Genomic DNA, 20,388 nt, shown 5'->3' with positions numbered 1-20,388 from the left:
TGTACATATAGCTTGGTCGATTGACAACATTTCAATATTGGACAAGAGGAAGAATTCATTATAAATCACAATGAACACGCCTGTAAACCATAGATTGAAACGTTTCGACATTTTCATTATAGTCGGTGTTGATAGCGATTTCAACCTCTTTATCCATTTTTCACAGAAATATGTGAAGGGAATGATTCGCGGGGTCCCCATTACACCTTTGTGGTATTATACTGCTTATTAGTCCAATCCTCTATAAGGAGTCCATTAAGTTATGAGCAATCTGGATCTAAGCTTTCATAAATCATCCCTGAACACCCCCGGCCGCTTGCAGCAAATCACAAACGTGCCTCCGGCAATGTTCAAGCTGTGTCATCTGGTGCAGCTCCATGATCGGGAAGCCTTCTCCCGTATCGATGAGCTGTGGAGCAGCAAGCACGTTCTTTATGTCATCACCTCTGGTCAGGCAAGACTGATCAGTTCGAATGGTCAATTGATGGTAAATACCGGCTCTGCTATCGTACGCCAAGCTGGAACCCTGCTTCAGCATGAAAGCAAGCGTGGTTCCCTTTCACCCGTTCAGGGTATTGCAATGGCCTTTGATTTTGCAGATAACGAACAAAGGCTCTGGCCATTCGGACATCCTGTTTCCGTTACGAGCCGTCTTATTGCCGAGCTGATCTCCGAGTTGGTTCAGTCCAGCTCGAAACGCGATGAGTCCGGACCATTCAAACCTCATATGCTGTTTTATCAGCTGCTGGATACGTTGCGAGATCATGCTGTGCGTTTGGCTCATGAAGATCATTCCTGGCTGGACATCGTCATCGCGCACATCCATGAAAGAATTACTCATTCTTTTACACGTGAGCAATTAGCGAAAGAGGTTAATGTGAGTCCAGAGCATTTTTCAAGAGAATTCAAGAAATATACCGGATTTACATTCGTGGAGTATGTTACCCGGTTAAGAATTCGAATTGCCCAGGAACACCTGCTGTTTGCCAATCCCACATTGCATGAGCTTGCGCAGTTGACGGGATACAGAGATACCTTTTATTTAAGTCGAAAATTTAAACAAACGGTAGGTTGTGCACCGACTCTCTATCGGAGAACGCCAAAAAAAATCGCAAGTCTTACATACAACTATACCGCTTCCTTGCTCGCACTGGGCCACATCCCGCATCTGGGTGCCGTTGCAGGATGGATGAAAAGTAGACTTATTGAAAATGGACAAAACCAATTTGATCAGTGTTATGAGCATGATCTCATTAATCATCCGGATCTAATCGCAGACGCTCATCCCGATGTCATCCTTGGTTATGCACCTCATTCCGACATGGATGAATTACGGCAGATTGCACCAACGATTTTGATGCCTTTTGAGGAACTTGACTGGCAGGAGCAATTCATCCATTTGGGACGTATCACGGGTCTGGAAGCCAAAGCACGTGCGCTGTTAGACCATTATGATACGCTTCAGCAAGAGGCCAATCGTACACTCGATCAGATCATGGGTGAACGGGGTTCAGCAGTATGCATTTTCATGATTGGTGAGAGTGGAGCGTACATCTATGGTCATGGATGGGGCAGAGCTTCTCATATTTTGTATCAATCGCTGGGCTTCACCCCTCCTGCACGGATGAAGAAGGATGGACAACTACTCACAGGTTACATCCATGTTCCGCTAAATGAAATTCATTTGTACGCTGCAGATCATATTTTTATTGATTATGCCAGGGAATCTTCAGAGCAGGATGCTGTGGACAAACTGTTTGCTCAGGAGTCTTGGAACACCTTGAGTGCGGTCCGGGAAGGGCGCCTGTACGAGATTGATGCGGATATGTTTTATGGATTCGACCCCATCTCGGTTATGGAGCAATTTCAGCACATCATGCACAAACTGACATCACATCTGTCCATGCATTAGTCATCATAGATGTCCATGTACAAATGTTACGTCATCCTCTATGTTAGTAATGAGAATAATAATCATTATTGATTATATACACAGGGGGAACAATTATATGTTTGCTGCAAAAAAACGCTTTTCCGGCTTGCTGCTCATGCTCGCCATCATCATGATTCTGGCTGCCTGTAACAGCGGTACGGGTTCCGGCACAACGGAACCAACAGCGGCGGGTTCAGAATCGACTACAAGTTCGACCGAAACAAATACCGATTCTTCGGGTGCTACGCGGATCTACAAGTCATTAAGTGGAGATGTGGAAATTCCGGCTGAACCGAAACGAATTGTTACGGATATGTACGTAAGTGATCTGCTCGCACTTGGTGTAAAGCCCGTTGGCTCTATTAAATATTATCTGGAAAATCCATTCTACGCCGATCAAGTGGAGGGCATAGAGAATATTGGCGACCGGGGTGCCGTATCCTTGGAGAAGGTCGTCGCGTTGGACCCGGATCTGATCATTACCTACTCTGATAAAGCTGAAGAAATTGAGAGTTATCAAAAAATCGCACCTACCGTGGTCATTCCCTACGGCACGTTTACCAATGTAGAGGATGAAATTCGAGGCTTCGGAGAACTCATGAACAAATCCGAAGAAGCGGAAGCCTGGCTGAAAACGTACGACGAACGTATTGAAGCCGCTCGCGCCAAAGTAAAAGCAGTCATTAAACCGGAGGAAACCTTCTCCATCCTCGAAGTATCAGACAAGAGCTATTATGGCTATGGAGACAACTTTGGTCGCGGTGGACAAGCCGTTTATCGCGCTTTGGAACTTACACCACTCGAAATCACCAAGAAAGAACTGATGGGTGATACCCAGTGGAAAGAGATATCGCGTGAAGTCGTTGGTGATTATGCAGGAGACCATATCTTCCTGACCGTAGGGGAAAACAATAAAAATTACCAAGGTGATTCCATCTGGCAATCGCTCCCGGCTGTGAAGAACAATCAGGTGTACGAATTACAGGAAGATCGCTACTGGTACTTCGATCCGATTGCAATTCAGAGTCAGGCTGAAGAATTCGCTGATATGATCGTAGAACGTACACAGCAAAATCGTAAATAAGAGGATGGATTCAATAATCATTTCATAGGAAGAAACGTAATGTCCGGACAGGCCGATCAGCCTGCCTGGGCTTTTGCGTTAGAGAGAGGAGTGACTACATATGCTTCGCCGTTTTATGGCTTATTATCGTCCTTATCGGGGACTCTTTATATTGGACTTCTCCTGTGCGATTCTGGCTGCACTGCTGGAACTTGCGTTTCCCTTGGCTGTAAACAAAGTTGTCGATCAGCTGCTTCCCGCAGGCAACTGGTCCATGATCTTATCAGCCTGTGCCGGATTACTGGGCATCTATCTGCTCAGTTCCTTTTTCCATTATGCAGTCACCTACTGGGGACATAAGCTGGGTATTAACATCGAATCCGATATGCGGCGGGAACTGTTCCAACGTGTGCAGAAACAATCCTTCCGCTTTTTCGATAACAACAAGACGGGGCACCTCGTCTCTCGCATGACCAATGACCTGATGGATATAGGTGAGATTGCGCATCATGGACCCGAGGATCTGTTCATTGCCCTGATGACGTTGGCTGGAGCCTTCGGCATTATGCTGGGTATCAACTGGCAACTGGCTGTAATGACCTTCATCATCGTACCACTGATGATCTTCCTTTCCCTCTATTTCAGCCGCAAAATGTCCAAAGCGTTCAAGCATATGTTTGCGGATATTGCAGATTATAACGCACGCGTAGAGAACAATGTGAGCGGAATTCGTGTAGTACAGGCTTTTGCCAATGAAAAGCATGAAGTGAAACGTTTTGTCGAAAATAATGAACGCTTCCGTCTTACCAAACTGATCACCTACCGGATTATGGCGTGGAATTCCTCGCTCAGTTTCATTCTGATGAAATTTGTCTCGCTGTTTGTACTGGTGTGCGGTACGTGGTTTGTCATTCAGGGCAGCATGACCTACGGAGAATTTATTGCCTTTGTTATGTTATCCAATGTGTTTCTTGGACCAATTCAACAGATCAATTCCGTCATCGAAACCTATCCCAAAGGCATTGCCGGATTCAAAAGATATCTGGAGCTGCTGGAAGCCGAGCCCGATGTGGATGATACACCACAAGCCAAATCCATCCCACATGTGAAAGGCGACATCGCCTTCCATGACGTTTCATTTGCTTATGGGGGACACAGACCAACCTTGGATCAGGTGAATCTGGAGATTCAGGCAGGACAAACGGTTGCGCTGGTTGGGCCTTCGGGTGCAGGCAAATCTACACTATGCAGTCTCATTCCACGCTTTTACGATGTGGATGCGGGGCACATCTCTATTGATGGGATTCCGGTAAAAGATATGACACTGGAGTCACTTCGCTCCCATATCGGGATTGTGCAGCAGGATATTTTCCTGTTTGATGGGTCAATCCGTGAGAATATTGCCTACGGCAAACTGGATGCACCTGATGAAGAAATCTGGCAAGCCATCCGCAGGGCCCAACTGGAAGAGCTGGTACAATCTCAACCGGAAGGACTCGATACTCTAATTGGTGAGCGGGGCGTCAAATTGTCTGGAGGACAGAAGCAACGTCTATCCATTGCTCGCATGATTTTGAAAAATCCGCCGATCCTCATTCTGGATGAAGCGACCTCCGCACTTGATACCGAAACGGAAGCCGCCATTCAGTTGGCTTTATCCGAGCTGGCACAAGGACGTACAACGCTAATCATCGCCCATCGACTGGCAACGATTAGACACGCGGATCGCATTGTGGTTGTGGAGAACGGTGGCGTAGCCGAACAAGGCAGCCATGATGAACTTCTGGCGCGTCAGGGCTCGTATAGCCGTTTGCATCAAGCTCAGTTTGGGTAGGTGCGGAAGTAACGTCTCTTGGTTTCGTTAAACCACAGACCTGTGGAAATTGGCGCCAATAACACGCGCTCAGTTCGTTAAACAGTACTAACGCTAAAAAGGGATGTCCCCGTCATGTTCAATGACTTATGGGACATCCCTTTCTTATTCAGATCCTAATCTGTGATAATCATATCAGGAATAGGATTTTATTTTTTGACCGCATGGATGAAATGGTTTGTTTCGAAGGCAGATAAGTCATCTGTACGATTGCTGAAATATCGATCCTGTATGTCTTCTGGCGATAGGTGCTCATATATGAGAAGTCCTACATCTGCCAATAACAGCTCCATCTCCTCGTAAGTGAAGCAGGATTGCATCGGCTCGCCCCCCATTGCAGCCATCTTAACCATATTTTCAACCCGGTTAAACCTTCCTTTTTCCTCAAAGAGATGCTCATCTGCATAATCCAACACAATGGAGCTACCCGTTGGAAGATTCCAAAATACATGTCGCAGCAAGTTAGACAGATCTTCTTTGGTCAAATAATACGAAACGCCTAATAGAGTAACCATCGTCTTTCGCTTCTTCAAGCCTTCCTTAGTCAAACGTTCATACGAAGGCTCATAGGTAAAATCCATTGGCACCAAATGAAGATTGTCCGGCATGATCAGATTGACCTGATGCAGCCGCTCCCGCTTGAATTGCTGTGTAGCTGGATAATCCACTTCAAATAGTTCCAAAATGTCCTTCAATTCCGGATGCCTCAAAGCAAACGTATCCATCCCTGCGCCAAGAATGACAACCTGCTTCAATCCCAACACAACTTCATGAAGCAGTACATGCTCACAATAGGCGGCCCGAGCCAGTGTTATTGGTGATAACTGCACCTGGGTAATCCATTTTAAAATCGTATCCGGCTCGTCCTTGATCAGATGAGCCATGTCCGGGTTAAAAAAATGGATACCTTGAATCATATTCTCGCGAATACCCGCAAACTCTTGCGGAGTAATAAGCTCTTTAGCTATATAATCATCGAAAATAAGAGGTGTATCGTACTGGCAGTGGTAGGCTCGGCCAAATGCCGAAATCAAGGATGTGATGCTGGACTCATTATGCTTCATATTTCATCCTCCCGTACAAACAAAAATAAGATTCCCCCTGGCCAGGAGAACCTTAGTATATACGGAATGTTTTTATATGTAAATTATAGCATAAAAAGATTTTTTTGTCAATCTACATCTACGGGATGATCCGACAGATTAAAACGGCTTTCTTTGCCCCTCCACTCCAATCTGTCCTCTTCCTCCCTCATAGCACTCAATCAGAAAAAGCTAAGCGTCCAATCCGTACTCCTTCACTTCACGATTGCGGTTCAGTACCGCATGCAGTACAAAGCCAAGCACCGCAATAACCGCCGTGCCAGTCGCAAGCCACGCTACAGGAATCAGTCCCTGTTTATCGTACATGACCCCCATTGCATACGGCCCGATAACCCGTCCAACCGCACCGATACCACCGGAGATCCCGATGTAGAAAGGTGCCGCTCTTCCGGCATGCTCTGAGATGAATGCCGGCGTAGCAGGTGAGATCAGCATTTCCCCAAAGGTAGCCAGTACCATTGCAAGCACCATACCCGGATAGCTATACATGGTGATCATGACGATGTAGGCCATGCCATAGAACACCGCACTTGCAGTCATCTGAGCAGTCGATGTACGGGCCATCGTACGCTTGACCCAATTGGTGAAGGGTTGTCCCACAAAGATCAGCACCCCATTTAGGGTCCAGAGCAGACCGTACATTCTTTTCTCCATACCCTCGGAAATAATATACGGAGACACACCCGTATTCCAGATGGAATTACCGAACAGCAGGAACAGCACGCCCAGGCTCATGAACAGATATAATCTGGTGTTGCCCAGCAGCGCCCAGACGCCCGGCCCATCGGGAACCGTTTTGCGCTTGGTCAGATGTACTTCGCCCTGATCCGGTTCTGCCCGCGACAGATAATACCAGAAGAAAATCGCAAACCCGGTGGAGGTCACCCCGTTCAGTATAAAGCTGAGGTGATAGGAAAAGTCAGCCAGAAAACCACTGAGCGCTGTACCAATTGCCACACCGATATTGTTGGCGACATAGATCACATTGAACAATTCCCCGCGTCGTTCCGCAAACCGGAAGCCAATAAAGGCTTGAATCGCTGGCAGCGACAATGAACTGAACAGACCGATCCAGCCCATGGCACATATAAACACAACCCAATACGCACTAATCCACGGCAGAGCAAACAGCCCTACCGCATTTAACGCCAGCGATCCGATGATCAGCTTCTTGACGCCCACCCGGTGGTACAATGCACCGCCGAGCAGTTGCCCGAAGATGCCGCCCAGCGACTGGATCAGAATAACAAACCCCGCGTTCGCCATCGTGCGTCCAAGCTCGTCAAATACATACATCGTGGTCAGCGGCCACATCAAGGCACTGCCTGTCGCATTGACCAAACTTGCCAGCAAAAATATTTTCACTTCTTTTGGATACGTATCCAGCCATCTCATCATCTTGTTTATTCTCCTTATTGCCTTCAAAAAGCATATTGCCATAAAAAATAGACCCTTGCCCTGACGGCATAATTAGCCAGAGCGAAGGCCACTTGAATTTAGAATTTAGAAATTTGAATTCCGAATCTTGCTCTTTATCATTCTGCTTACGAACTATCCATTGTTCATCTTACCTGAAAAGATCCGATCTGCAAGCACATTCATTGACGCTTCACTTCGACAGTGGCCGAGAAGAATGTTGCCCCATTCCCCATGTCGGACAGACGATTAGACGTGAGCGAGTTCGCCCGCTGTTTTTTGCCATTGCCATCCCACCATAAGCCTTGACTGATTACCGTTCCTGGCAGCATGGATTCATTCACCTTGGCGGTTAGTTCGATCCGGCCACGGTCGTTCCATACGACCACCACATCCCCGTCTTCCACCTGTCTGCGGGCGGCGTCCTCCGGGTGCATTTGCAATAATGGCATCTTCTCCAAACGTTGATGTTTGGCCGAGTTGGCAAAGGTGGAATTTAGGAAATTATGGTTTGGCGGCGACAGAAACATCAGCGGATAAACATCCGCAGGCCCAGCCGGGTTTTCCCCGTCATACCCCTCAACGAGAGCACTGTACGTAGGCAATGGTGGCAATCCCTTCTGTGCCATCGTTTCCGAATACAGCTCGATTTTTCCCGAAGGCGTAGGCAGCTGATCCAAATAGGACTCATGTGCAGACATGTCCAGCGTGACGAAATGATGCTGCTTCAGCCCTTCCAAGGTTACTCCGTTCATGTAGGGATTGCCCGTACCCTGAAGTGCTTCCTCGATCATCTGTTCCGGTGTCTCACCGAAAATCTCCGGATCATACCCCATCGCCTGTCCAAGCAAAGAGAACAATTCAACATTACTCTTGCTCTCACCCAAAGGCGCAATGACTGGCTCTTGCAAATGAACATACTGATGCCAGTAGGACGTATACAGATCCGTCGTTTCAAATGAAGATGTCGCAGGCAGCACAATATCCGCGTATCTTGCCGTATCCGTCATGAACAGGTCATGGACTACCGTGAACAGATCCTCCCGTGCAAAACCTCGCTCCACCCGCTCGGTATCCGGCGCCACCACCAGTGGATTGCTGCAGTAGACCATCAACGCCCGGATCGGCTGCTCCGCCTCCAGCAGCGCTTCGCCAATCCGGTTCATGTTCACCACGCGCGGCTCCGGGTTCTGTCGCAGCTCCGGACGCTCCAGCGCATCGCTATTCGTGCTCGCGTAGCTGTTGGTACGAATGGCACCACCGCCGCGCTTTAGCCACTGGCCTGTAATGGCAGGCAGACAGGCTACGCTGCGTACGTTCATGCCACCGTTGTCGTGATGCTGTAGGCCATTGCCGATATGAATATGAGCTGCCTGTGCATTGCCATACAGCTCAGCCAGCTTCACGATGTCCGCTTCCGGCACACCTGTAATACGTGCGACACGCCCCGGGGTGTAGCTGCGGACATGATCACGCAGTGCCTCATGGCCGACGGTATATTTTTGCATAAAAGCCTCATCCGTCAGGCCCTGCTCGAACAGTACATGCATTAATCCGAGTGCCAATGCACTGTCTGTACCGGGGTAGAGTGGAATGAACCAGTCTCCCCATTGGGCGGTCCGATTGCGATGGACATCAATAACAACGATTTGGGCGCCCTTTTTGCGGGCTTTCTCGGCCAGAACAACCTGATGCATATTGGTGCTGACGATGTTTCCTCCCCACACCAGAATGACATCCGCACGCTCTGTATCTTCGGGCAATGTTCCACGGTTCGCACCCATCGTATATTTCCAGCCGGTATTTCCCGCTGCATTACAGATGGTCTGTTCCAGCTTGCTCGCACCTAGCGCATTGAAAAATCGACGATCCATGCCGTCCACACCAAGAATGCCCATGTTTCCATAGAAACTGTAGGGCAGGATGCTCTCCGGTCCGTAGGTAGCTGCCAGCGAACTGAATTTCGCCGTAATCTCGCCGATGGCTTCGTCCCAACTGATTCGCTCGAACTGGCCTTCGCCCTTGGCTCCGATGCGTCGCATCGGATATTGCAGCCGCTCGGGGTGATACACCCGCTCCGTCATATTTCGGACTTTGTTACAGATGGCGCCTTTTGTTATCGGATGGTCCGGATTGCCCGCTACCTTCACGATCTTACCGTTCTCCTTATGAAGCAGCAGGCCGCAAGTATCCGGACAATCGAGCGGGCAAACCGCCGGGAATACGCCATTCTCCTGATCGATCATATACAAGTCCCTCCCCCTTCAAAGCTATCCTCATATCATATCTTCTTCCTGGTAATCGCGTAAAGAGAACAGTCTTTTTTTACCGCCACAACCGATCCAAATTTTTTTCAAAAAATCTTTTTTCCCTTTGATTCAATCTCGAAATTCAGGGGTAAATTAAAAATAAGGCATTAGGCTAGTGTTTCCCCACTTCCTCCTCATGCCATATCATGGACCACTCCCGAAATTCGCCATGAACAGGTTTCGTTCCCCCGAACCTTGTCATGGCGAATTTATTTTGCGTGGATATTTTCACATTAAAAAAAGCGATTCCTCTCCGCCCATCACAGCAGACAGCCATGACTTGAACGAGATCAGAATCGCCTCTCCTCTTTACTTTGCACTCGTCTTTTCACTCGTTTTCGCACTTGTACCACGTTTACAACGCTACTCGATTACTCGGAAAAATGCCGCTACGCCTGCTTGCTCCACATCGGTCTGGCTTCCGTTTCCACAGGCTGGGCCGCCGCCATGGCCACCTCAGGCTTCACTTCCGGCTCATGCTTGCGCAGGTACACCATCCAGTAGGCAGCCGCGACAAACAGCGCCCCTCCCGTCAGGTTGCCAAGCCATACCGGAATGAAATTCATGACGTATTGTCCCCACGAATAATGCCCTTCAAAGATCGCAGCAGGAATCAGGAACATGTTGGCGACAACGTGCTGGAATCCAATAGCTACAAAGGCCATCGTTGGGAACCATATGCCCAATACTTTTCCACTCATCGTATCCGATGCATAAGACAACCAAACCGCGAGAGCGACCAGCCAGTTACACCCGATCCCGGATATAAAAGCCTGAAGGAAGCTGTCGTCCAGCTTGTGTCCAGCCATATCCACCACTTTGGCCAAATAAGCCCCCTCTGCCGTCAGACCAAGCACATGCCCAAACGCATAGGCCACAAAGATCGCCCCAAGGAAATTACCTATCGTTACTAAGGTGAGATTCTTCAACATGTTGCCTGCGGACAGTTTACGTGCAATCGTCGCGAGTGGAACAGCCATCATATTGCCTGTTAGCAGTTCCCCACCGCCAATCAGCACCAATATCAAACCTACCGGGAACACTGCTGCGCCAATCAGATTAACCAAGCTGCCCCACTCGGCCGGAGCAGAGGCAATGACCCGAATATCCAGCAGAAATCCAAGCGCAATAAAAGCGCCTGCCAGAAAACTGAGTATCAATACGGAGGACACCGGATTTTGGGCTTTCTTCATCCCCGTATGCGCCGTATATTGTGCAACCTCAAGAGGTGTTTTTGCTGCCATAACGATCCTCTCCTTCACAGTTCATGAACATCATAATTCAACCTGTTTTGTTGATATGTTCATTGTATCGCGAAGGTTTCAAGAGGTTTGTTACTTTTATCACAAAGTCTGAAAACTACATTTTAATATTTCCGTTGTGTCTTGCTTGATATGCAGAAAAAACAAAAAGAACTACCGCAGAATGACTGCGGCAGTTCTCAGATATTTATGGTTATACCATCGCTGGTGTTTTTACTTCTACTGGTGGCAACGCCTGAAGACCCGCCGAGTTCAGGAAGTTCCATGGTTTGTTGTAATGTGGCTGGAAGAAGAAGTCGATGAAGGCCAGCTCATCTACCGTCATGTTGTTCTGGATGCAGACAGAGATCGTATTGATCGACTGTGTCAGATCAGCTTGTGACATGACCTGCGCACCAACAATGCGGCGTGTAGCCTGTTCATAGATTACTTTGAGCAGCAGCTTCTCTGCCGTTGGCATGAACTCTGGACGGTAAACATCTTCAAGTGTTACAGCTTCAACGACCAGACCCTCATCCGCAGCAGATGCTTCCGTCAAGCCTGTACCTGCAATATTTTGCTCATAAATTTTAATACCTGATGTGCCTTGTGTACCCATATAACGTGTCGTAGGACGAACAAGATTCCTTGCTACGAGTGTACCCATCCGCACTGCGTTGGTTGCCAGTGGAATGTACGCTGCCTTGCCAGTTGGGTTGTAATGAATTGCACAGCTGTCTCCAGCAGCGAAGACGTCTTTTTGGCTGGTTTGCATATATTTATCCACGATGATTGCACCGTTCGGCAGCATATCCACTTGGCCTTTGAGCAGCTCGGTATTTGGACGGAAACCAATGCACAGAATAACGAGGTCTGTATCGAACTCTCCTTTGGATGTAATGACCTTGTTCACTTTGCCATTCTCTCCGGTAAACTTCTGAACCGTTTGGCCCAGCGCCAGCTTGATGCCGTGTCCAGTCAACGTTTCTTCAATGGCATCCGTGAACTCGGGGTCGAGATATTTGTTCAAGATCCGGTCCACACTATCGATCAGTGTAACTTCCTTGCCGTTCATTTGGAAAGCCTCCACCAGCTCAATGCCGATATATCCGGCTCCTACCACAGTAATACGTTTGGCATGCTTGGCTTTCTCAATAATCGTGTTGGAATGGTTGTAGTTTTTGCAAAGTAAAATGTTGTCCATCTCGATGCCTTCCAGCTTCGGTACGACAGGCCATGAACCCGTGGTCACGATCAGCTTGTCGAAGGTATCTTCGAATTCTTCCCCTGTTTTCAAGTTTTTAGCCTGAAGTTTGTGACCCGCAGCATCTACTGACGTCACTTCATGAAGCATTTTGGTAACGACACCGAGCTCGGCCAGTTGGTTTGGCGAAGAATAGAACAATCCGTCTGGATCTTTCACCACGCCACCTACATAAAGCGCAATGCCACATGATAAGAAGGAGATGTTGTCATTGCGCTCATACACTGTAATGGTAGCATCCGGGTACAATTTGGCGGTGTTAACGATGGCTGCGGTTCCTGCATGTGTACATCCGATAACTGCGATTTTCATGATAAGGTTCCCCCTTGGAGTATATAAATAAAAAATTGAATTTAACGTCATTGTGGTTGTGAAATATTTCACTTCTAAATGAATACTGCTTATGTGATTTATTTCACTTTGTACACTTATTATAATGTGATATTTTTCACATTGCAAGGGGTTAATCAAAATAAATTTTTCGGATGTGGTTTATTTACGATCAAGCGAGTCATCGACTCAATCTCCATTGACTTCAGTTTTCCCTGCTTATGGCTGGTTTATGCTCAAAATAAGCGTAATAACTACTGAGGAGACACTTATATGAAGAGGATATTTGCACTAAAAAATTGTATCAAAAAAAGCCTATCCTCCAATCTGGAGGCAGGCTTCTTCGTTTATTTTATACGCCAAGCAGCTTTTCAATCTCTGCAGTCATGGCTTCAGGGGATTCTTTTGGTTCAACACGCCCTACAACTTCACCCTCACGATTCACGAGGAATTTGGTGAAATTCCATTGGATGTTATTGTCTTCGCCAACACCAGGTTGCTGCTCACGCAGATACTTGAACAATGGATGCGCATCTTCACCATTTACATCGACCTTGGCAAACACCGGGAAATTAACGCCATAGTTGATTTGGCAGAATGATTCTGCTTCCTCACTGGTACCCGGCTCCTGGCCTCCGAACTGGTTACAAGGGAATCCCAATACAACCAAGCCTTGATCACGATAGCGATCATAGAGCTTCTGCAATTCACCGTATTGTGGAGTCAGCCCACACTTGCTGGCTGTATTGGCAATCACCAACACTTTGCCTTGATACAAATCGAGTGAAACTTCCTGATTTGCGGTCGTTACCGCCTGATACGAATATACGGACATGACTGATTCCTCCCATGAGTAAGATGTAGGTTGGGCTGCTGTATGTACTGTACCGAATAACCATGCGGCACACAGCCTGTCTCTATATTATAGACCTGAGGCGATCAATTACCAAATCTGTGATTAAACTCTGACCGAGTTCATTGGTAGAATCAAATTTTGTCCATCGACATGGACATATACCTTTTTAGCCTGACTTCGCAACCAAAATAGCATCATACCGCTCTTGCCGCTCTGCCTTCGTCACCCCAATCATCAGGCCACGAACCGATTGCATGAAATAAACAGCCGCTGAGCGAAGAGAGTCGGCCCGAAGATGCTCATTATAAGCTTCCAGCATAAGCTTGGCCTGCTTCGGATGTTTCAATGCCGTCAAAGGCATGCCAAAGACCGATTCATCGATCATCCCGGTTGTTATTCGTCCATATTGCTGTAACCAGGTGTAGTTGATTTCTCCCATTCCTGTAGACCTCCTAGAATGCGAATGAGCCGCGTGCGTAATGCACAGCGGCTTCATTCTATAGTTTAGGACCACATATGGCCCGTTTCATTAACTTCCTGTCGCGTGACGAACGCGTTGCTCTGTCCGTCCTCCAGCATGAACCATTGCACTGTTCATGAGCACTTGTTCTGGAGGTGCTGATTGCTGACGTTCACCCGCAAGGGCGTAAGGCAAGCAGAGCGGTACACCGGAACGAGGATCAATCACGATATCAGCTTCAATGTTAAATACTTCGCGAAGCACATCGGAGTTCATAACCTCTACAGGTGAACCTGTAGCGATGGCTTTACCTTTTTTAATACCAATCATGTGATGCGCATAACGGGAAGCATGGTTCAAGTCATGCACAACCATAACGATTGTACGGTTTGCTGTGGCATTCAGTTGCTCCAGCAATTGCAGTACTTCAAGTTGGTGAGCCATATCCAGGAACGTTGTTGGCTCGTCCAGGAACAGAATGTCTGTCTCTTGTGCAAGAGCCATGGCAATCCAGGCACGTTGACGCTGTCCACCGGACAGTTGATCGATTGGACGATCATGGAACTCCGTCATGCCTGTCACTTCGATAGCCCATTCAATCATGCGTTTGTCTTCAGCACGCATCGAACCAAAACCTTTTTGATATGGGAACCGTCCGTAGGACACAAGTTCGGTTACTGTAAGTCCTTCAGGAGCTGTTGGATTTTGTGGCAAAATCGCAAGCTGCTTGGCTACTTCACGCGTGGACTGCTTATGGATGGACTTCCCGTCGAGCAATACACTACCTGCTTTTGGATTCATGATCCGTGCCATTGTTTTCAGGATGGTAGACTTTCCTGAACCATTGGCTCCAACAAGTGCTGTAATTTTTCCTTGGGGAATTTGAATATTCAGATCTTCAACAATCAGTCTTTCCTCATAAGCGATATCCAACTTGGACGTCTCCAGACGAAACATGCGATCATCCCTCTCTCATTTATCCCGGTTATGTATTCCGGCTATGACAACGAAAACGAAATTGTAGTTCAGCGTATTTCCGGCGCAACAAGATCTTATACTCTAAAGATACTGATAATCATTATCATTTGTCAACAGTAAATACCAAACTCCTTGATAGTTGAAAGCTATTTTTGAAGTGTTTTACTAGAAATCGTTCAAATTTTTCGCACTTTATGTGAGAGCTTTTCTCATCGTGTACGTGCATTTCATCGCTTTGCGTATGTTCATCCTTGCCCAACATCTTAATAATGTGTCCGAATTGTGAAAATTAGACCTATATTGATTCATTTTGTATATGTCATTCCCCATCAATTGAGCAAAAACAAAAATACAGCCCCTACGAAATTCTTCGAGGTGGCTGTATTCCATTAATAATATATTCAATTAATGCCGCTTAGAGCTTCGGTTCCGGGACTAGGTTGATCACGAGCGTTCCACTCTGGATACTCACGATGTCCTTCAGATCAAAATCGGCCGGAAGCTCCACTTGGTGCCCATAGGGATACAGACGATCTGCTTCGGCAACAGTCAAGTTTTCCACTGAAGATGAATCTGCTCCCGTAGACTGAGATGAATCTGAATCTGATGGTGTGCCATCTGCATTTCCCTGTCCTGCGCCTTCATCCGTAGTGTCAGAGGCTGTGCCAGTCCCTGCATCTGTCGATGTGCCCCCTGCTGCGGGATCTGAAGTGTTGCCCTCCGTTGAGGCTGAATCTGCCCCTTGCTCGGCTTCTCCGCTCGGCTGAGTATCGTCCGCCTTATCGGTAGAAGAACCTGCAGAGCTTCCTTCTGGCGTGCCCTCCGAGCTGTTTCCAGCCGCACCTTCCCCATCCGGCTCCTCATTTCGGTTGAAACTCTCCCATTCACCCTCAGCATGGAGCTCCTGTGTAGTATCATCTTTCAATTTCCATTGGAGAGCGCCCGTTTGCAAAGCGTTGCTGTCCGTTTCGTCTCTGTAACGAATCACCAACTGGGCAGGCGTCTGTGTGCCGTCGTCCGCTTCGGATGCAGGAACGAGGTAGGCGATCTGTTCAGCGAGCTCCACCTCCGGTTCAGCAGGAACAACGGGCTCCTGTGTCGGGGGAGGTGATGCCTCAGGTGTCTCCGCCTTATCGCTCATCAAAGCATACGTGCCTCCAGCAATACCAATAATCAGGATGACAATAACCGATCCTAGAAAAAGGTTCTTCCTTTTACCTGTCAGCATGCGTACCAGCGGGGAAGACAACTCTGTTTTGGCGCGATCGTAGGCCGGCTTCATCGTCTTGCTTGCTCTGGCATAATAGGGTTTGAAAGCTGACTTTGACTTAAAAGCTTCGCGATCATGGGCCTTGAAATAGGCCACGATTGCATCCGAGTATCCCTTATGTGCGTTAGAGCCGCGAATAAACAAGCGTTGAGTCCCCGACCACTCCATAAATTGATACAACACTTCTGTACGTCCTGAACTACTATAGATAAATTCAATCAGGCCTGGATAATCGAGTCTGTTGCTGCCGCTGCCACCGCGATAGAAAGCCAGCGGCAGTGCTTCAAATGCAGCCGTATCTGGGCGATCACGAAGCTCTCCGGCAAGCCAGCGACGCGTCCAGCGCTGGAGCTCATTACGTTCGGCCAAAGAGAGGGATTCCAGCTCCTCTTCGTCACTCCCCTCACCGCTAAGCCATGCTCTCGCTGCCAGCATCATGTTTGTACGCGCAGATACATCTGAGCCCTGGCGAGCAGCCCAGTCCCGAACCTCGTTTCCGTGCAACAAAATATCAATGCTTAACAGCTGTTCACGGTTAACCCGCTCCAGATCGAGATCCTGAATCATAAACAAGTTAATGACGTAAGCCAGCTTATCTGCGAGCCGGGTTAAATCCTCCTGATACGCTGGTGGTTGGACAGCGGACCCAGGTCCACCTTTCCGGTTAGCGGGAACTGAATCTCCAGACTGTCCAATCCGGGCGGTAATACCCGTGTCTAGGGAGCCTGCAACTGGTACACGATCCAATACACTAACCCGCTTAAGTGCCTCATTGGCAGACTGAACAGGGTTGGGCGCAGAACACAAACGTTCACGCAGCTCGGTTGCTGTCCGTTCCAGCAAGAAACTATTGTGGATGGCAGACGGGTGAGATGTAATCCATCTCTGGATCACTTCCACAACATCGGCGGCTGATTCCGTGCGTTTCAGCTGATTATCCAGATAGGGCTCGAACAGCAGCTTGGTCAGTGATTCGTTCGCCAGCACTTTGTCGAAGAAAGCACGGCTTAACAGGCTGTCCCGATCCAGCAAGCCATACAGCTCCTGCACGGCACGCATACGTTTCTGCGAACGGGCGTTATTAACACCATAGATGAAATAATCCACGATTCGGGACTGTACGACTGGCGCAGCGACCCGGAAATACTCCCCGATGCGTGCTGCAACCGATTCTTCAGGTACATTCTCCCGTTTGACGCTGTCCAGCTCACGACTGAGCAACGTCAGGAACAACTCGTTCAAACGAGAGCGTTGCTGTGCTCCGCCTTCCGGTTTCAAGTAGGTGAGCAACCCACTCAGGACATCGCTTTTGTTATCCAGATACAACTCTTCCATCCCCTGCTCCAGACGATAGAACATAGAAAGTTCCCCGTATGCTTCAATGGAGAGCTCCCGTCCAGGTTCCATTCCGGACAGCATCTCATCCGCAAAAGCATAAAATGAATCGGCAGCCGCAGGTTCGTGCAGTAGGGTCCAGGCGAATTCCGCATAAGGAAGCTTCGCCACAGATGCATCTGCATGGGTAACTCTGCCCGATACCAGATCAAAGGTAAAATCCTTCTCCGTATTCCGATCTTTTGGACGTAGCGTACCCCGCTCCACAAACTGAAGGTGGATGCCTTTCTTTGCCTGCGGCTCCTTTGCAAACGTCATAAAGCCGAGCTGCCGCCGGAACGCGTAAGGCAGCGCCGTATATAACAAACGTAGCAGTCCCTTGGCTCCAGCTGTAACTTCCTCAGCGGGCACATCTAGCGCAATGTATACCTTCCGACGTGTAGCTACAGCTTGCATGACGGCGTAGAGCAGGCGTTTGAATACCACCTCGTCCATTTTCAGAGCGGCAAAGATCTGACTTGGAGAGCTTTGTCCAACACCAGCTGCTCGTGGCAATTCAGTAAGCGCAGGCAGCACTGTACCTTGTTCGATGTCATAGGACGTGGCGAACACAGCATCCAGCCAGCCACCTTGCTTCATCTGCTCTTCCGAGCGTTCAGGAGACAAGACATAGTTATGGGCGAAAAAAGCGCTGCGCAGCCCGGTGAAATCAACGGACTGGTACACATTTTGCCCAAGTATCGTCTCCCCGCTCTCCAGATGCAGCAGATGAATGGACGGGGGAAACTTCGTCTCATCCTTCTCACTCCGGCCCGTCAGCTCCGCTGGAGCGTCATAGACGCAGTAGGGATGAAGCACTTTTTTGATAAAAGAAGGGTCCAGTCCCGGCGATGCGGCAACCGTATCGAACCCCTCCGTTGTGCGAAACACCCCGCGCCGCTCTCGAGTGTACAGCTGTTGTTCAATTGGCGGGGTCATGGAAGAACGCATCATCCCACTCTCCCCTCAATGTACTTCAGCTTGTACAGCAGCCAGAGGAATGGCTCATCGACACGGATTGGACTGACCACACCTTGCAGCTTCATATCCACCGGATTGCTTCCCAGCGCAGACACCGCAAAGTAAGCCGTATCCTTAAAGTACACATCCATCGTGCCTTTGAACGGACGGTCCACCTTCTCGATAAAACGCCGGATCTCCCCGTCGATATTCTCGAATTCGGTCAGGTCAAACCAGTCGCGGTGCACCATGTTGCGGAATACATTACTGTTGGATTTGATATAATCGCCCTCATCATCCTTGAGGGAATGCAGCATGTCGCTTTTGGTGAGTACAACAGCTGTCGGAATATTCGTCTTGGCTTTGTCTTGGTACGCGATAAAGTCACCGAACATCGTTAACACCACATCACGTGGCTCATCGTATCTTGGCGTCCACTCGCCTGGCTCGTTGCCGAGGTTGATGCGGATTTTGTCCCGGATGGAACGAATCTGAAGCGGGTCCACCATGAACAGAATGCCTGCCGAGTTCTTGATATGCTGCCCGTGAAGTCCCAGATAGTCCTGCTCCACCATACCTTCACCAGCGACGTCAAAAAACACCAGTGTCAGCGGAGCTTTATCTTCATCCTTGAATACAAATTGGAAAATAAACGGCTCCTGCAGCTTCTCCTTCTGCGTTGAATCCAACAGATCGCCCCGCTCGAATAGCGGTTCTTCATAATCTGCACGGAACCGGCGGCTAATCTCCGCGTTCAGCGGCATGCAGGCCGCATCAAAATGATCGGCTGTGTAATGCTGCAATGTATGAATCAATGAAGTCATGTAGACGGATTTACCCACCTGGGATGCCCCAATAATGGAAATGATATTGCTTGGTGCTTTGCCTGCCGTGACAGGCAGCTCGTTATGGCACTGTGGACACAGCCGGCGCCGTGTAACCACACCGTAACGATCGTTCAGTCCCATCACAATGTTATCCGAATAGATGCGATGTTCCTCAGGTACATCATGCGGAGCCAGCACGGCCTCCATATCAAACACCGTATCCAGTCCAAACCGTTCGCGATATCGATTCAGCTTCGCATCTTCCCCAAGTGCGTAGTCCTCATCGTCGTCGCGATGATGTGCAGCACGGAACACAACCTCCTCCGGTGAAAACTTGCTGAAACAATACGGACATACGATATCGTAAAACAACGGCCGCTCTTCCGGCTGCTGTCTCTTCAAAAACCGACTAAAAAAGCTCATAGCCGCTCCCCTCCCCTGATCAGTTAGACAAAAAGCCTAACTATCTAGTCTGATATAAGCCTATAGGCGGCTCCATACTTTGGTCCGTCCGTGAAGAATAACCTCACGTAATCGTCCTTGGCTACCTCAACGGGTGGCATCTCATTTCTCCCGGGAGCAAAATCACTCACAAAAGGGTACACCGTGCCATCTTCCTTATTCAACGGAACCCCGCCTTGTTTGCGGACATAACAGAGTGCCTCCTTCGGAACAGGTGCTTCCGTTGTAACGGTCATCAGTACACTTTTTCGTTTCTGAAAAAAACCGCTCTTGTATCGGATCGAAAAGCGAATATCCACCTTGCCTGCACTGGCAACTACCGTGTTGTCTCCATCACGCTGACGCACCAGAACTGGCCCGTCCTCCTGCATCTGACACACATACACTGTATAACGGATGGCACCAAAACCCGTGATTCGATCCATATATCCATTGCTCGCCTTATATTCTTCTTTTGTGTATAACTTCAGCTTGCCCTGTGCAGCCTGTTCCTCGGTACGATCATCACCCATCATATCGAGCTCCAGCCGTTCAACATATACAGCTTCCACGCTCTCTGGCCAGAGCCAGCGAAGTGTACACTGGCTCTCGTCCACTGCAAGTGTCAGTCTGCGAATCAGGGGCGCTGAAGGGTCTGCATCCGTAAAACGCATCTATCGCCTACCTCCA

General features: G+C 48.6%; 14 protein-coding genes. 3 read left to right on the top strand and 11 right to left on the bottom strand.

Features of this window, described 5'->3' with window-relative positions; translation table 11 throughout:
* Nucleotides 1–262 precede the first annotated feature (262 nt).
* From AC4PM4_RS11155 to AC4PM4_RS11145, 3 genes are all read left to right on the top strand, one after another.
* A complete protein-coding gene (locus AC4PM4_RS11155) occupies nt 263–1,912 on the top strand; it encodes an ABC transporter substrate-binding protein (protein WP_063566920.1) in 1,650 nt (549 codons plus the stop codon).
* 97 nt (nt 1,913–2,009) lie between these two features.
* Nucleotides 2,010–3,017: an ABC transporter substrate-binding protein gene (locus tag AC4PM4_RS11150; RefSeq protein ID WP_491613617.1), complete on the top strand. Its 1,008-nt coding sequence runs from the start codon at nt 2,010–2,012 to the stop codon at nt 3,015–3,017.
* Nucleotides 3,018–3,117: 100 nt separating this feature from the next.
* Nucleotides 3,118–4,830 carry an ABC transporter ATP-binding protein gene (locus AC4PM4_RS11145; RefSeq protein ID WP_491613616.1) on the top strand — a complete coding sequence of 571 codons (1,713 nt, stop codon included), beginning with the start codon at nt 3,118–3,120 and terminating at the stop codon, nt 4,828–4,830.
* Nucleotides 4,831–5,018: 188 nt separating this feature from the next.
* Here AC4PM4_RS11145 and AC4PM4_RS11140 read toward each other — a convergent pair whose 3' ends face one another.
* The 11 genes from AC4PM4_RS11140 to AC4PM4_RS11090 form a co-directional block, all read right to left on the bottom strand.
* Nucleotides 5,019–5,933, bottom strand: coding sequence for a class I SAM-dependent methyltransferase (locus AC4PM4_RS11140; protein WP_491613615.1), 915 nt, complete (start codon nt 5,931–5,933; stop codon nt 5,019–5,021).
* 210 nt (nt 5,934–6,143) lie between these two features.
* Entirely contained in the window at nt 6,144–7,367 is a 1,224-nt protein-coding gene (locus AC4PM4_RS11135) for an MFS transporter (RefSeq protein WP_491613684.1), read from the bottom strand.
* 203 nt (nt 7,368–7,570) lie between these two features.
* On the bottom strand, nt 7,571–9,634 hold the full coding sequence (locus AC4PM4_RS11130) for a molybdopterin-containing oxidoreductase family protein (RefSeq protein ID WP_491613614.1): 2,064 nt from the start codon (nt 9,632–9,634) through the stop codon (nt 7,571–7,573).
* A 452-nt stretch (nt 9,635–10,086) separates the two neighbouring features.
* Nucleotides 10,087–10,941 (bottom strand): formate/nitrite transporter family protein, encoded by an 855-nt coding sequence (locus tag AC4PM4_RS11125; RefSeq protein ID WP_491613613.1) that lies wholly within the window; start codon nt 10,939–10,941, stop codon nt 10,087–10,089.
* A 211-nt stretch (nt 10,942–11,152) separates the two neighbouring features.
* Complete coding sequence (locus AC4PM4_RS11120; protein WP_491613612.1) at nt 11,153–12,514, bottom strand: FAD-dependent oxidoreductase; 1,362 nt, start codon at nt 12,512–12,514, stop codon at nt 11,153–11,155.
* 370 nt (nt 12,515–12,884) lie between these two features.
* Nucleotides 12,885–13,367: a glutathione peroxidase gene (locus AC4PM4_RS11115; RefSeq protein ID WP_063566912.1), complete on the bottom strand. Its 483-nt coding sequence runs from the start codon at nt 13,365–13,367 to the stop codon at nt 12,885–12,887.
* A gap of 187 nt (nt 13,368–13,554) precedes the next feature.
* Nucleotides 13,555–13,827, bottom strand: coding sequence for a hypothetical protein (locus AC4PM4_RS11110; RefSeq protein ID WP_090808988.1), 273 nt, complete (start codon nt 13,825–13,827; stop codon nt 13,555–13,557).
* A gap of 90 nt (nt 13,828–13,917) precedes the next feature.
* Entirely contained in the window at nt 13,918–14,805 is an 888-nt protein-coding gene (locus AC4PM4_RS11105) for an ABC transporter ATP-binding protein (RefSeq protein WP_063566910.1), read from the bottom strand.
* A gap of 436 nt (nt 14,806–15,241) precedes the next feature.
* Nucleotides 15,242–18,424: a GAP1-N2 domain-containing protein gene (locus AC4PM4_RS11100; protein ID WP_491613611.1), complete on the bottom strand. Its 3,183-nt coding sequence runs from the start codon at nt 18,422–18,424 to the stop codon at nt 15,242–15,244.
* Entirely contained in the window at nt 18,421–19,680 is a 1,260-nt protein-coding gene (locus AC4PM4_RS11095) for a TRAFAC clade GTPase domain-containing protein (RefSeq protein WP_063566908.1), read from the bottom strand. The genes AC4PM4_RS11100 and AC4PM4_RS11095 overlap by 4 nt, the downstream gene beginning before the upstream one ends.
* A 44-nt stretch (nt 19,681–19,724) precedes the next feature.
* Nucleotides 19,725–20,372 (bottom strand): beta-mannanase, encoded by a 648-nt coding sequence (locus AC4PM4_RS11090; RefSeq protein WP_491613610.1) that lies wholly within the window; start codon nt 20,370–20,372, stop codon nt 19,725–19,727.
* Nucleotides 20,373–20,388 lie beyond the last annotated feature (16 nt).

The sequence above is a fragment of the Paenibacillus sp. MDV22-iso6 genome (genome assembly GCF_058408365.1).
Note: the sequence above shows the minus strand (reverse complement) of the source record. Positions and strands in the feature narration are given on the sequence as shown.

Bases quoted from the DNA above. Each gene is read 5' to 3' on its own strand.
- AC4PM4_RS11155 (WP_063566920.1), top strand. From the start codon at position 263: ATGAGCAATCTGGATCTAAGCTTTCATAAATCATCCCTGAACACCCCC.
- AC4PM4_RS11150 (WP_491613617.1), top strand. From the start codon at position 2,010: ATGTTTGCTGCAAAAAAACGCTTTTCCGGCTTGCTGCTCATGCTCGCC.
- AC4PM4_RS11145 (WP_491613616.1), top strand. From the start codon at position 3,118: ATGCTTCGCCGTTTTATGGCTTATTATCGTCCTTATCGGGGACTCTTT.
- AC4PM4_RS11140 (WP_491613615.1), bottom strand. From the start codon at position 5,933: ATGAAGCATAATGAGTCCAGCATCACATCCTTGATTTCGGCATTTGGC.
- AC4PM4_RS11135 (WP_491613684.1), bottom strand. From the start codon at position 7,367: ATGAGATGGCTGGATACGTATCCAAAAGAAGTGAAAATATTTTTGCTG.
- AC4PM4_RS11130 (WP_491613614.1), bottom strand. From the start codon at position 9,634: ATGATCGATCAGGAGAATGGCGTATTCCCGGCGGTTTGCCCGCTCGAT.
- AC4PM4_RS11125 (WP_491613613.1), bottom strand. From the start codon at position 10,941: ATGGCAGCAAAAACACCTCTTGAGGTTGCACAATATACGGCGCATACG.
- AC4PM4_RS11120 (WP_491613612.1), bottom strand. From the start codon at position 12,514: ATGAAAATCGCAGTTATCGGATGTACACATGCAGGAACCGCAGCCATC.
- AC4PM4_RS11115 (WP_063566912.1), bottom strand. From the start codon at position 13,367: ATGTCCGTATATTCGTATCAGGCGGTAACGACCGCAAATCAGGAAGTT.
- AC4PM4_RS11110 (WP_090808988.1), bottom strand. From the start codon at position 13,827: ATGGGAGAAATCAACTACACCTGGTTACAGCAATATGGACGAATAACA.
- AC4PM4_RS11105 (WP_063566910.1), bottom strand. From the start codon at position 14,805: ATGTTTCGTCTGGAGACGTCCAAGTTGGATATCGCTTATGAGGAAAGA.
- AC4PM4_RS11100 (WP_491613611.1), bottom strand. From the start codon at position 18,424: ATGATGCGTTCTTCCATGACCCCGCCAATTGAACAACAGCTGTACACT.
- AC4PM4_RS11095 (WP_063566908.1), bottom strand. From the start codon at position 19,680: ATGAGCTTTTTTAGTCGGTTTTTGAAGAGACAGCAGCCGGAAGAGCGG.
- AC4PM4_RS11090 (WP_491613610.1), bottom strand. From the start codon at position 20,372: ATGCGTTTTACGGATGCAGACCCTTCAGCGCCCCTGATTCGCAGACTG.